Here is a 12,687-nt window from a genome sequence, read left to right as displayed (position 1 = left end):
AGATTCGATGACCAACCTGATCCCGCTGCGCAGGGCACTCGTGTCCGTCTACGACAAGACCGGCCTCGAGGAGCTCGCCGGCGCACTGCACCAGGCGGGGGTCGAAATCGTCTCCACCGGCTCCACCGCCTCCAGGGTCGCCGCCGCCGGTATCCCGGTCACCCGAGTCGAGGAGCTCACGGGCTTCCCCGAGTGCCTGGACGGCCGCGTCAAGACCCTGCACCCGAAGGTGCACGCCGGCATCCTCGCGGACCGACGCCTCGACGACCACGTCCGCCAGCTCGAGGAACTCGACGTGGCCCCGTTCGACGTCGTCGTGGTCAACCTCTACCCGTTCGCCGCCACCGTCGCCTCGGGAGCGAGCGAGGACGAGTGCGTCGAGCAGATCGACATCGGCGGGCCCACCATGGTGCGCGCTGCCGCCAAGAACCACCCGTCGGTGGCCGTGGTCACCTCCCCGGCGCAGTACGACGGTGTGCGCTCGGCCCTGGCCGAGGGCGGATTCACCCTCGCCGCCCGCAAGGAGCTCGCGGCTGCGGCTTTCCGCCACACCGCCGCCTACGACGTCGCCGTCGCCAACTGGATGGCGCGAAACGTCGTCGAGCAGGCCGACGACGGCTTCCCCGCGTGGGTGGGTGGCACGTGGGACAAGGTCTCCTCGCTGCGCTACGGGGAGAACTCCCACCAGGCTGCCGCGCTCTACTCCTACGACTCCGGGCCCGCGGGCATCACGCAGGCCGAACTGCTGCACGGCAAGCCGATGAGCTACAACAACTACACCGACGGTGACGCCGCCTACCGCGCCGCCCACGACTTCGACGAGCCCTGCGTGGCCATCGTCAAGCACGCCAACCCCTGCGGCATCGCCGTGGGCGCGGACGTCGCCGATGCCCACCGCAAGGCCCACGAGTGCGACCCGGTCTCCGCCTTCGGCGGCGTCATCGCCACCAACCGCCCGGTCACGGTGGCCATGGCCGAGACCGTGAAGGACATCTTCACCGAGGTGGTGATCGCGCCCGACTTCGAGGAGGGTGCCCTCGAGATCCTCTCCCGCAAGAAGAACATCCGGCTCCTCAAGGCGCCGGCCTACGTCCACCGCGAGCGCACCCTGCAGCCGATCAGCGGTGGCGCACTGCTGCAGCAGCCGGACCGCATCGACGCCGAGGGCGACGCCCCCGCCAACTGGACCCTCGCCGCCGGTGACGCCGTCGACGAGGCCACCCTCGCCGACCTCGAGTTCGCCTGGCGCGCCTGCCGTTCCGTGAAGTCCAACGCCATCCTCCTCGCCTCCGGCGGGGCGTCCGTCGGCGTCGGCATGGGCCAGGTCAACCGCGTCGACTCCTGCCGGCTCGCGGTCGAGCGCGCCGGGGATCGGGCCGCCGGTTCCGTGGCCGCCTCGGACGCGTTCTTCCCGTTCAGCGACGGACCGCAGATCCTGATCGAGGGCGGCGTCAGGGCGATCGTGCAGCCGGGCGGCTCCATCCGCGACGAGGAGACCATCGAGCTCTGCAAGGCCAACGGCGTGGCGCTCTACCTCACCGGCACCCGCCACTTCTTCCACTGAGAGGCACCTGGGACATGACTGCGAAGCGACTCGACGGCAAGGTCACCGCCGCGAACATCAAGGCCGAGCTGAAGGAACGCGTCGCCGCGCTCAGCGCGGACGGCGTCATCCCCGGGCTGGCGACCGTGCTCGTGGGCTCCGACCCGGCCAGCCAGAACTACGTGCGGATGAAGCACCGCGACTGCGAGGAGGTGGGCATCCACTCGATCCAGGTGGAGCTGCCCGAGGACACCACCGCGCAGCAGCTGGAGCAGGCGATCGACGCCCTGAACACCGACCCGGCGTGCACCGGCTACATCGTGCAGCTGCCGATCCCGAGACACCTGGACGAGAACTGGGCACTGTCGCTGATCGATCCAGACAAGGACGCCGACGGCCTGCACCCGATCAACCTCGGCAAGCTGGTGCTGGGTGAGCCCGCCACCCTGCCGTGCACGCCCCGTGGGATCGTGGAACTGCTGCGCCGCCACGGCGTGGACTGGAAGGGTGCCGAGGTGGTCGTCGTCGGCCGAGGCATCACGGTCGGGCGCCCCCTCGGACTGATTCTCACCCGTCGCAGCGAGAACGCGACCGTCACGCTGTGCCACACCGGCACCCGGGACCTGGCCTCGCACACCCGGATGGCCGACATCGTGGTGGCAGCGGCCGGCGTCCCCGGCATGATCACCGCGGACATGATCGCCGACGGCGCCGTCTGCGTCGACGTCGGCGTCTCGCGCGTGGACGGCAAGACCGTGGGCGACCTCGCCCCCGATGTGTGGGACAAGGCCTCCTGGGTCACGCCGAACCCCGGCGGTGTGGGTCCGATGACCCGCGCCATGCTGCTGTCCAACGTGGTCGACCGGGCGGAAGCGCTGCATGCCGGACAGGCCTGACAAGCCGGCCGAGGAGCTCCCGTCCAACCTCTGGCCGCTGCTGCTGGCGGTGGCGGTGGCCGTCGTCGGCGTCGTGCTGATCTCGGTCGGGAGCTGGCGCAGGGGCCCCTTCGTGATCGCTGCCGCGCTCTGGCTGGCGGCGTTCCTGCGGCTGGTGCTGCCGGACCGGATCGCGGGTCTGCTGGTGGTGCGCCGCCGGTGGATCGACGTGGCCGGAATGGCCCTGCTCGGCGGCGCCATCGCGACGCTGGCCCTGGTGGTGCCCGGCACGCCCTAGGGCGGTATCGTCGGGAACGAACCCAACAACCGAACAACCCTGAAAGAGGTTCCCCGTGAGCACAGAGGCTCCCGTCAAGATTGCCGTGACCGGCGCCGCCGGCCAGATCTGCTACAGCCTGCTGTTCCGCATCGCCAGCGGCTCCCTGCTCGGTGACCGCCCGATTGAACTGCGCCTCCTCGAGATCACCCCGGCGCTGAAGGCGCTCGAGGGCGTCGTCATGGAGCTCGACGACTGCGCGTTCCCGAACCTGGCGGGCATCGAGATCGGCGACGACCCGAACAAGGTCTTCGACGGCGTGAACCTCGCCATGCTCGTGGGTGCCATGCCACGCAAGGCCGGCATGGAGCGCAGCGACCTGCTGTCGGCCAACGGCGCCATCTTCACCGCCCAGGGCAAGGCACTGAACGCCGTCGCCGCCGACGACGTCAAGGTGCTCATCACGGGCAACCCGGCCAACACCAACGCGCTGATCGCCTCGAAGAACGCCCCCGACATCCCCGCGGAGCGCTTCAACGCCCTGACACGCCTGGACCACAACCGGGCACTGAGCCAGCTCGCCGCGAAGACCGGGGTGGCCGTCTCCGACATCTCGCACATGACCATCTGGGGCAACCACTCGGCCACCCAGTACCCGGACCTGTTCAACGCCCGCATCGGCGACAGGTCCGCCGCAGAGGTCGTGGACGACCAGGCCTGGATCGAGGGCACCTTCATCCCCAAGGTGGCCAAGCGCGGCGCCGAGATCATCGAGGCCCGCGGCCTCTCGTCGGCCGCGTCCGCAGCCAACGCCACCGTCGAGCACATGCGCGACTGGGTGCTCGGCACCCCCGAGGGCGACTGGGTCTCCATGTCCGTCCCGTCCGACGGCTCCTACGGAGTGCCGGAGGGCATCATCTCCTCGTTCCCCTGCACCGTCACCGACGGCAAGTACGAGATCGTCCAGGGCCTGGAGATCAACGACTTCAGTCGCGCGCGGATCGACGCCTCCGTCGCCGAGCTGGTGGAGGAGCGCAACGCCGTCACGGAGCTCGGCCTGATCTGAGTCCCGGCAGGAGGAGCCCCGACGGACACGCGTCCGTCGGGGCTCTTTGCACGTGCGCCACCCACTAGAGTTCTCGGCATGCTCGACCTAGTCCTGACACTGCAGTGCCCCGACCGCCCCGGGATCGTCCACGCCATCACCGGCGCCATCGTCGAGGCGGGTGGGAACATCACGGAGCTGCAGCAGTTCTCCTCGCCGGACTCCGGTGAGTTCTTCACCAGGATCCAGCTCGACGCCCCCGACGCGGAGCGACTGCGCGACGCCGTGGCCGCGGCCACCGCGGGCTTCGGGGCAACGTTCGAGGTGCACGGTTCGCGGGAGCCCGTGCGGACGCTGCTGCTGGCGTCGAAGGCCGCACATGCCGTCAACGACCTCCTGTTCCGCTGGCGCGGCGGGGAGCTGCCCATCGACGTACGCGGCATCATGGCAAACCACGACGTGCTGGCGGACCTGGCCGGCTTCTACGACGTCCCGTTCACCCACCGCGCGGTCACGCCCGAGACCAAGGCCGACTTCGAGGCCGAGGTGCGCCGCGTCGTCGAGGAGCAGGACATCGAACTCGTCGTGCTGGCGCGCTACATGCAGATCCTCAGCCCGGAGCTGTGTGCCTTCCTCGCAGGCCGGGCGATCAACATCCACCACTCGTTCCTGCCGGGATTCAAGGGCGCCAACCCCTACCGGCAGGCCCACACCCGCGGCGTGAAGCTGATCGGGGCGACGGCCCACTTCGTGACCAGTGACCTGGACGAGGGGCCGATCATCGAGCAGAACGTCGTGCGGGTGGACCACACCATGTCGGTGGCGAAGCTGGTGCGCAAGGGCCAGAACCAGGAGTCCCAGACCCTGGCGGAGGCCGTGCGCCTGTTCGCCGAGCACCGGGTGCTGGCCGACGCCAACCGAACGGTGATCTTCCGATGACCCGTCGGAAGGCGTGGACATGAGCGTCCTGGCGGACGCGGCACTGATCCTGCTGTTCATCCTCATCGGTGGCGTGTTCGCCGCGGCCGAGATGGCGCTGGTCAGCCTGCGCGACAGCCAGGTGAAGCAGCTCGCCACCCGCGGCAAGCGTGGCCGGGCGATCGAGAACCTGACCAGCAACCCGAACCTGTTCCTGTCCGCGGTGCAGATCGGGGTCACGCTGGCGGGATTCCTCTCCGCGGCCTTCGGTGGCGCCACGCTCGCGGACCGGCTCTCGCCGGTGCTGGTCGAGTGGGGACTCCCGGAGCCGATCGCAGGGACGGTCTCCCTCGTGGTGATCACGGTGGTGATCTCCTACTTCTCCATCGTCGTGGGCGAGCTCACCGCCAAGCGTCTGGCGATGCAGCGCGCCGAGGGCTTCGCGCTGGCGCTGGCCCCGCTGGTGTCGGGGATCGCGACCGTGATGCGCCCCGTGATCTGGCTCCTGGGGGTGTCCACCAACCTGCTGGTCCGGCTCCTCGGGGGCGACCCGAAGCAGGCCAGGGACGAGGTCAGCAACGAGGAGCTGCGCGCCATCGTGGCCGGCTCCCACAGTCTCGGCAGCGTCGAGCGCAGCATCGTCGACGAGGTCTTCGACGCCGGGGAGCACAGCCTGCGCGAGGTGATGGTGCCGCGCACCGAGGTGACCTTCCTGCCGGCGGACATGCCGGTGCAGCGCGCCTACCGCGAGGTCCGCGGCGCCCCCCACTCGCGCTACCCCGTGACCGACGGCTCGGTCGACCGGGTGATCGGATTCCTGCACGTGCGGGACCTGATGGACCTCGAGGGCGCGGCCCGCCGGGGCGAGCTGCGCTCGATCGTGCGTCCCATCCTCAGCCTCCCCGAGACCGTCCGCATCCTGCGCGCACTCAGCTCCATGCGGGCCGCCGGCGCCCACATGGCCATCGTCCGTGACGAGTACGGGGGCACCGCCGGCATCGTGACCATGGAGGACCTGATCGAGGAGATCATCGGCGACATCACCGACGAGTACGACGTCGTGGGGGAGACCATCGTCGACGAGGTGAACCGCATCGACGGCCTCACCACCATCGAGGAGTTCGCCGAGGCCAGCGGGCACGTGATCCCGGAGGGCCCCTACGACACCGTGGCCGGCTACGTGATGTCCAGGCTCGGGCGGCTGCCGGCCGTCGGGGACCGCGTCACCGTCGCGCTCGAGAGCACGGGGCCGGTACCGGAGGAGGGAGCCGTCGGGATGTCGTTCACGTTCGTCGTCTCGGAGCTGGACGGCCGCCGAGCCGCCCGGCTCACGGTGATCAGGGGCACCGACCCCGCTGTCGGCCTGGAGCCGGCGCAGCAGGAGGGGGTCTCGGATGGATGACGGCTCGAGGCTGCTGACCGGTCCCGACGTGGAGCCGCTGCTGCGCGTCGCGGTGGAGCACGCGGGCGGCCAGATGCTCAACTGGTCGCTGGACCACGTGGACACCAACCCGGAGCACTCCACCACCGCGACCTACCTGGCGCAGGTGCGCTGGCCCTACGGTGACCGCAGCGAGTTGCTGGGGGTCAGCGCACGCTCGGGGGAACTGGTCGAGTCCGACGCCAATGCCGAGATCTTCGCCGACGGCAACCGTGAGGTGGCAGTGTGGATCTACCCCAACGACCCGGACCTCCCCGGCCTGCCGAGGGCGGCCTTCCCGGACCAGCTCGCCACCCTGCTCAACGAGGAGAACACGCTCGGCCGTCCCGTCACGGCGGAGCAGCTCAGCCTGACCATGATCGGCTACCGACCGCGGCGTCGGGCCGTGGTGAAGCTCGTGGTCAACGACCCGCGTGAGGTCTTCTACATCAAGGTGTTGCGGCCCAAGCTGTTCAGCGACGTCCTGGGCAAGCACCTGATGCTGCGCGCCGCCGGCGTGCCCGCGCCCGAGGTGGCGCTGCACACCACGGACAACCTGATGATGCTGCGGGAGCTCCCCGGCAGGGCGATGGCCAAGGCGATCTTCGAGCCGGGCGACCCGTGCACGGCGGAGCAGCTGATCGGCGCGCTGGACGCGATGCCCGCCTCGGTCTCCGAGCTGGAGCGCCGGCCACCCTGGTCCGACGCCGTGGCGCACTACGCGGGCATGGTCACGGCTGCGCTGCCCGACGTGGGTCCGGACCTCGACTGGGCGAGCCGCACGATCACCGCCGGACTCGCTGGCTACCCGCCCGGTGACGAGCCCACCCACGGCGACTTCCACGAGGGGCAGCTGCGCGTGGCCGACGGCCGCCTGGTCGGGATCCTCGACGTCGACACCATCGGTCCCGGCCGCCGCGCCGACGACCTGGCCTGCCTGATCGCCCACCTGTCCACGATCCAGCGGATGAACCCGCAGCAGGCGGCCAAGGTGCGCGATCTCCTCGCCCGCTGGGTGCCGGTCTTCGACGAGCGCGTGGACCCCCTCGAGTTGCGGCTGCGGGCCGCGGCGGTGGTCATCAGCCTCGCCACCGGCCCCTACCGGGGGCAGGAACCCAACTGGCAGGAGACCACGCGACAGATGGTCCGCTCGGCCCTTGCGCTTGTCAGGCAGGTGGCCTGAGATTGCAGGTCGGTAACGATTGGCGGGTCGGTGTGCATTCGCTATATAGGGCGCAGTATCTTCAGGTAGCCCATCAGCCTCAGGAGGATCTGAAGTGAAGAAGAACCTGTTCAAGCTTGCCGCCGTCCTCGGCGCGAGCGCACTCGCGCTCACCGCGTGTGCGGAAGCCCCGCCGGAGACGACCACGGAGCCTTCCGTTTCCGACACCGTCGCGGAGGAGCCCACCACGGAGGAGACCACCACCGCGGAGGAGACCACCACCGAGACCGCCGCCGCCACCGACTTCAAGGCCTGCATGGTCTCCGACTCGGGCGGCTTCGACGACAAGTCCTTCAACGAGACCGCCTACAACGGACTCCTCCAGGCACGCGACGACCTCGGCATCGAGACCGCTGAGATCGAGTCGAACGCCGAGTCCGACTTCGCGCCCAACGTCCAGGCAATGATCGGCGCGAACTGCAACATCGTGGTCACCGTCGGCTTCCTGCTCGCCACCGCCACCGAGGCCGCCGCCAAGCAGAACCCCGAGGTCGACTTCGCCATCGTCGACAACTCCTCCTTCGAGGGCGTCGACAACGCCAAGGGCCTGATCTTCAACACGGCCGAGTCCTCCTTCCTCGCCGGCTACCTCGCCGCCGCCATGTCCGAGACCGGCACCGTCGGCACCTTCGGTGGCGCCAAGATCCCGACCGTGACGATCTTCATGGACGGCTTCGCGCAGGGCGTGGCCCACCACAACGAGGTCAAGGGCACCGACGTCAACGTCATCGGCTGGAACGCGGAGACCCAGGACGGCCAGTTCGTCCCCGGCGACGACCCGTTCCAGAACCAGGCCGGTGGCCGCGACACCGCCAACACCCTGATCGCCCAGGGCGCCGACATCATCCTCCCCGTGGCCGGCCCGGCCGGGCTCGGTGGCCTGCAGGCCGCCCAGGCCTCCGGTGGCAAGGTCAACGCCATCTGGGTGGACACCGACGGCTGCATCTCCGCTGCCGAGTACTGCTCCTCGATCATCACCTCGGTCTACAAGGGCATGGACGTGGCGGTCTTCGAGGCCATCCAGGCCTCCATGGCCGGCGAGCTCACCTCGGACCCGTTCGTCGGGACCCTGGAGAACGAGGGCACCGGTCTCTCCCCGTTCAACGAGTTCGAGGACAAGGTCTCCGACGAACTGAAGGCGGAGCTCGACCAGCTCACCGCCGACATCATCTCCGGTGACATCGTCATCACCTCGACGGCACAGCCGAAGTGATCTGATCCAACCTGTGGAGGGCCTGATCGGGAGTCCGCTCCCGCTCAGGCCCTCCATTTGCTTGAATTGCTACCAGTTCCAAACCCACGGCCAACGGCGGCCCGTTATCAGGAGGACATGTGACAGCCACGGTCACTGACCAGGTGTTGCGGCTCGAGGGCATCACCAAACGCTTCGGCGCGCTGACGGCCAACGACAGCATCACGGTGGACCTCGTCCCCGGCCGGATCCACTGCCTCTTGGGCGAGAACGGCGCCGGCAAGTCGACGCTGATGAACATCCTGTACGGGCTCCTGGAAGCCGACGACGGCACCATCAGCATCGGTGACCGCGAACTGCACCTGACCAGCTCCAAGAAGGCGATGGCGGCCGGCATCGGCATGGTGCACCAGCACTTCATGCTCATCCCCGTGTTCACCGTCGCCGAGAACCTCGTCCTGGGCCGCGAGCCGGGCAGCTTCGGGCTGCTCGACCTGGGTGCCGCCCGGAAGAAGGTCCGCGAGCTCTCGGACCGCTACAAGCTCGACGTCGATCCCGACGCGCTCGTGGAGAACCTGCCCGTGGGCGTCCAGCAGCGGGTCGAGATCCTCAAGGCGCTGGCCAACGACGCCCACTACCTGGTCTTCGACGAGCCGACGGCGGTGCTCACGCCGCAGGAGATCGACGAACTGATGGAGATCATGCGCGCCCTGCGTGACGAGGGCCGCGCCATCTGCTTCATCACCCACAAGCTGCGCGAGGTCCGTGCCGTCGCCGACGACATCACGGTCATCCGCCGCGGCAAGGTGGTCGGTCGGGCGGAGCCCAGCGCTTCCGAGTCCGAGCTGGCCGAACTCATGGTGGGACGGGCCGTGAACCTGAAGGTGGACAAGGACCAGCCACAGCGCTCCGGCGAGCGCCTCGTGCTGGAGGGATTCACGGTCGCCGACCATGCGGGCCACATCGTCGTCGACCACCTCGACCTGACCGTCGAGGGGGGCGAGGTGCTCTGCGTCGCCGGTGTCCAGGGCAACGGCCAGAGCGAGCTCGCCGCCGCCCTGCTGGGGACCCTGCCCGTAGTGGCCGGTACCGCGACCCTCGATGGCGTGGACATCACCCACGCGCCCCCGAAACAGACCATCGCCGCCGGCCTCGGCTTCGTGCCCGAGGACCGGCAGCGCGACGGGTTCGTCGGCGACTTCTCGATCGCCGAGAACCTGGTGCTGAACCGGCCGCAGGAGTTCGCGAACTCGGGCAACCTGAAGCTCAAGGACATCTCCCGCAACGCGAAGGAGCGGATCGAGGAGTTCGACATCCGCACCTCGGGGGAGGACCAGTTCGTCAAGGCCCTCTCCGGTGGCAACCAGCAGAAGGTGGTGCTGGCGCGCGAGCTCTCGCGGCCGCTCAGCCTGCTGATCGCCAACCAACCCACCCGCGGCGTCGACGTCGGCGCCATCGAGTTCCTGCACAAGCGCATCATCGAGGAGCGCGACCGCGGCACCGCAGTGCTGATCGTCTCCACCGAGCTCGACGAGGTCGAGTCCCTCGCGGACCGGATCGCCGTGATGTACCGGGGCGGGATCGTGGGGGTCGTCCCACCGGACACGCCACGAGAGGTGCTGGGCCTGATGATGGCCGGCATCAGGCAGGACGAGGGCACCGAGGAGGCCAGCGATGACTGAGGAGAGTGCGGCCGAGAAGGTCGTCACGGTGGCGCCGGGAACGGCGCCCCGCAGCCGGCGCTGGGTCGGGGTGGCGACCACCCTGATCGCCCTGGTGCTGGCCTTCCTGGTCGGTGCCGTGGTGATGGTGGTCTCGGACCCGAACGTCGTGAGCAAGTTCGCCTACTTCTTCAGCCGCCCGGGCGATGCCCTGGGCGCGGCCTGGGACAAGGTCGTCCTTGCGTTCGGCGCGCTGATCCGCGGGTCGCTTGGCTCCTGGGGAGCCGTCACGGAGACCACCGCGCAGGCCACGCCGCTGATCTGCGCCGGTCTCGGCGTCGGGCTCGCGTTCCGTGCGGGCCTGTTCAACATCGGCGGCCAGGGGCAGGCCATCTGGGGCGCCATCGTCGGCGCCTGGATCGGGTTCAGCCTCACCGGGGTCCCGATGGCGCTGCACATCCCGCTGGCCCTGATCTGCGCGATCGCCTTCGGTGCGGCGTGGGGCGGGATCGCAGGCTTCCTGAAGGCCCGCACGGGCGCCCATGAGGTGATCAGCACCATCATGCTGAACCACATCGCCGGTGGCCTGCTCGGCTACTTCCTCATCACGCCCCTGTTCCAGATGCCCGGCCGAACGGACCCGATCTCCCCGCAGGTGGAGTGGACAGCCGTGCTGCCCAGGCTGGCGGGCACGCGCCTGCACGTGGGCTTCCTGCTCGCCCTGCTCGCAGCCTTCGCCGTCTGGTGGCTCCTCGAACGCACCACCCTCGGCTTCCAGATCCGGGCCGTGGGACACAATCCGCACGCTGCTGAGACGGCGGGCATGAGCGTCGGCCGCGTCACGATCGTCGCCATGTCACTGGCCGGTGGGCTGGCCGGTCTGGCCGGGGCGCAGATGGTCCTGGCGCCCACCCTGCTGACCAGTTATCCACCGCAGCTGTCCTCCGGCATCGTGGGCGGCGTCGGCTTCGACGCCATCACCGTGGCGCTGCTGGGCCGGTCGCGGCCGCTGGGCATCGTCGGTGCCGGCCTGCTGTTCGGAGCCATGAAGGCCGGCGGCCTGACGATGAGCGCGGAGGCGCAGACCCCCTCGGAGCTCACCGCCCTGATCCAGGCCCTGATCGTGCTGTTCGTGGCAGCACCCAAGTTCGTCACCTGGCTGGTGCCGGCGCTGCGGGATCGGCGCTCGGCCAGGCCCGCCTCGGCCCCGAAGTCGAAGAAGGAGGTCTCGGCATGACCGCGACGCAAACAGGGTCGCTCGGCACCGACAACGTGGCCGCGGTCGAGGCGGGCCAGGACCGCGTCCAGCGGCTCTCCACCGGTGGGCTGCTGCTAGTGGTGGGGCTGCTGCTGGTGTGGGCCGTGTTCTCCTCCGACGGTGTTGCCAGGATCGCGCTGTCGGACGCGTTCGACGCGGTGCAGCTGCCCGTGATCCCGCTGCCCGGCACCGTCACAGTCGCGATCTGCGCCGTGCTGGTGCTCGCCGCCGCCGTGGCGTTCCTGGCCAATCGTGGGGCCGGCCGGGTCCGCAGGATCCTGGGCATCCTCGCCGGTGTGGCCGTGGTACTCGGGTTCGTCACCTGGGTGGCCGCCGGCAGCACGCTGCCGTTCACGCTCACGAACCAGTTGCGTGGCACCCTCGCGGTGGCCACGCCCTTGGTGCTGGGAGCGCTGTGCGGCGTGTTCTCCGAGCGTGCAGGCGTCGTGAACGTCGCGATCGAGGGCCAGTTCCTGACCGCCGCCTTCGCGGCCGGCATCACCGCCTCGCTCACCAAGTCGCTGCTCGCCGGGCTGTTCGCCGGCGTGCTCGCCGGTGTGGCGATGGCGGCCGTCCTGGCGCTGTTCAGCCTGAAGTACCTGATGGACCACGTCATCCTCGGCGTCGTTATCAACCTGCTGGCCTCCGGGCTCACCGGCTTCCTGTTCAAGCAGCTGGTCAGCTCCGACGTGGGCAGGTACAACGCGGTGCCGATCATGCCGCGGATCGCCATCCCGCTCCTGGACAGGATCCCCTTCCTGGGGCCGATCCTGTTCAACCAGACGGCGCTGGCCTACATCGCCATCCTGGCGGTCCCGGTCTCCTGGTTCCTGCTGTTCAAGACCAAGTGGGGCCTGCGCGTGCGCTCCGTGGGTGAGCACCCGCACGCCGCCGACACCGTCGGCATCAACGTGGTGTGGACCAAGTCCGCATCCGTGCTCCTGGGCGGCGTGATGGCGGGGCTGGGTGGCGCCTACTTCACGATCGGCTCCACCGGCGCGTTCCGGCCGGACCTGACCGTGGGCAACGGCTTCATCGCGCTGGCGGCCCTCATCATGGGCCGCTGGCACCCCGTGCTGGCCGCATTGATGGCGCTGTTCTTCGGCTTCGTCACGCAGCTCGGCCAGACGCTGAACCCGCTCGGCAGCCCCATCGACAGCACCTTCCTGCTGATGCTGCCGTACGTGGCCACGATCATCGCCGTCGCCGGTCTCGTCGGGCGGGTCCGCGGACCCGCGGCCGACGGCCAGCCATTCATCAAGTCATCCTGACAGGG

General features: G+C 69.5%; 11 protein-coding genes. All 11 read left to right on the top strand.

The features are described from left to right. Positions 1-7: 7 nt before the first annotated feature. The 11 genes from purH to FOJ82_RS02715 all read left to right on the top strand — a co-directional run bounded on the left by purH (position 8) and on the right by FOJ82_RS02715 (position 12,682). On the top strand, positions 8-1,564 hold the full coding sequence (gene purH / locus FOJ82_RS02765) for a bifunctional phosphoribosylaminoimidazolecarboxamide formyltransferase/IMP cyclohydrolase (RefSeq protein WP_143936906.1): 1,557 nt from the start codon (positions 8-10) through the stop codon (positions 1,562-1,564). Between the two features lie 14 nt (positions 1,565-1,578). After that, positions 1,579-2,439, top strand: coding sequence for a bifunctional methylenetetrahydrofolate dehydrogenase/methenyltetrahydrofolate cyclohydrolase (locus FOJ82_RS02760; RefSeq protein WP_143936905.1), 861 nt, complete (start codon positions 1,579-1,581; stop codon positions 2,437-2,439). Next, positions 2,423-2,716 (top strand): DUF3017 domain-containing protein, encoded by a 294-nt coding sequence (locus FOJ82_RS02755; protein WP_143936904.1) that lies wholly within the window; start codon positions 2,423-2,425, stop codon positions 2,714-2,716. The genes FOJ82_RS02760 and FOJ82_RS02755 overlap by 17 nt, the downstream gene beginning before the upstream one ends. 55 nt (positions 2,717-2,771) lie before the next feature. Then, positions 2,772-3,761, top strand: a complete 990-nt coding sequence (locus FOJ82_RS02750; protein WP_143936903.1) for a malate dehydrogenase — start codon at positions 2,772-2,774, stop codon at positions 3,759-3,761. A 78-nt stretch (positions 3,762-3,839) separates the two neighbouring features. Next, complete coding sequence (purU, locus tag FOJ82_RS02745) at positions 3,840-4,679, top strand: formyltetrahydrofolate deformylase (RefSeq protein ID WP_143936902.1); 840 nt, start codon at positions 3,840-3,842, stop codon at positions 4,677-4,679. Between the two features lie 19 nt (positions 4,680-4,698). Next, complete coding sequence (locus FOJ82_RS02740; RefSeq protein ID WP_143936901.1) at positions 4,699-6,060, top strand: hemolysin family protein; 1,362 nt, start codon at positions 4,699-4,701, stop codon at positions 6,058-6,060. After that, positions 6,053-7,261, top strand: a complete 1,209-nt coding sequence (locus FOJ82_RS02735) for a phosphotransferase (protein WP_143936900.1) — start codon at positions 6,053-6,055, stop codon at positions 7,259-7,261. Before FOJ82_RS02740 ends, FOJ82_RS02735 begins: the two co-directional genes overlap by 8 nt. Before the next feature lie 94 nt (positions 7,262-7,355). Continuing rightward, positions 7,356-8,513 carry a BMP family lipoprotein gene (locus FOJ82_RS02730; protein ID WP_185975590.1) on the top strand — a complete coding sequence of 386 codons (1,158 nt, stop codon included), beginning with the start codon at positions 7,356-7,358 and terminating at the stop codon, positions 8,511-8,513. Between the two features lie 119 nt (positions 8,514-8,632). Next, entirely contained in the window at positions 8,633-10,174 is a 1,542-nt protein-coding gene (locus tag FOJ82_RS02725) for an ABC transporter ATP-binding protein (protein WP_221933000.1), read from the top strand. After that, positions 10,167-11,390 (top strand): ABC transporter permease, encoded by a 1,224-nt coding sequence (locus tag FOJ82_RS02720; RefSeq protein WP_143936898.1) that lies wholly within the window; start codon positions 10,167-10,169, stop codon positions 11,388-11,390. Before FOJ82_RS02725 ends, FOJ82_RS02720 begins: the two co-directional genes overlap by 8 nt. Then, positions 11,387-12,682 carry an ABC transporter permease gene (locus FOJ82_RS02715; protein ID WP_143936897.1) on the top strand — a complete coding sequence of 432 codons (1,296 nt, stop codon included), beginning with the start codon at positions 11,387-11,389 and terminating at the stop codon, positions 12,680-12,682. The genes FOJ82_RS02720 and FOJ82_RS02715 overlap by 4 nt, the downstream gene beginning before the upstream one ends. Positions 12,683-12,687: the final 5 nt, after the last annotated feature.

This window comes from Tessaracoccus rhinocerotis, from assembly GCF_007197885.1.
In the GTDB taxonomy this organism is placed as follows: Bacteria; Actinomycetota; Actinomycetes; order Propionibacteriales; family Propionibacteriaceae; genus Arachnia; species Arachnia rhinocerotis.
The sequence above is the reverse complement of the archived record's forward strand: the minus strand, read 5'-3'. Positions and strand labels throughout refer to the sequence as shown.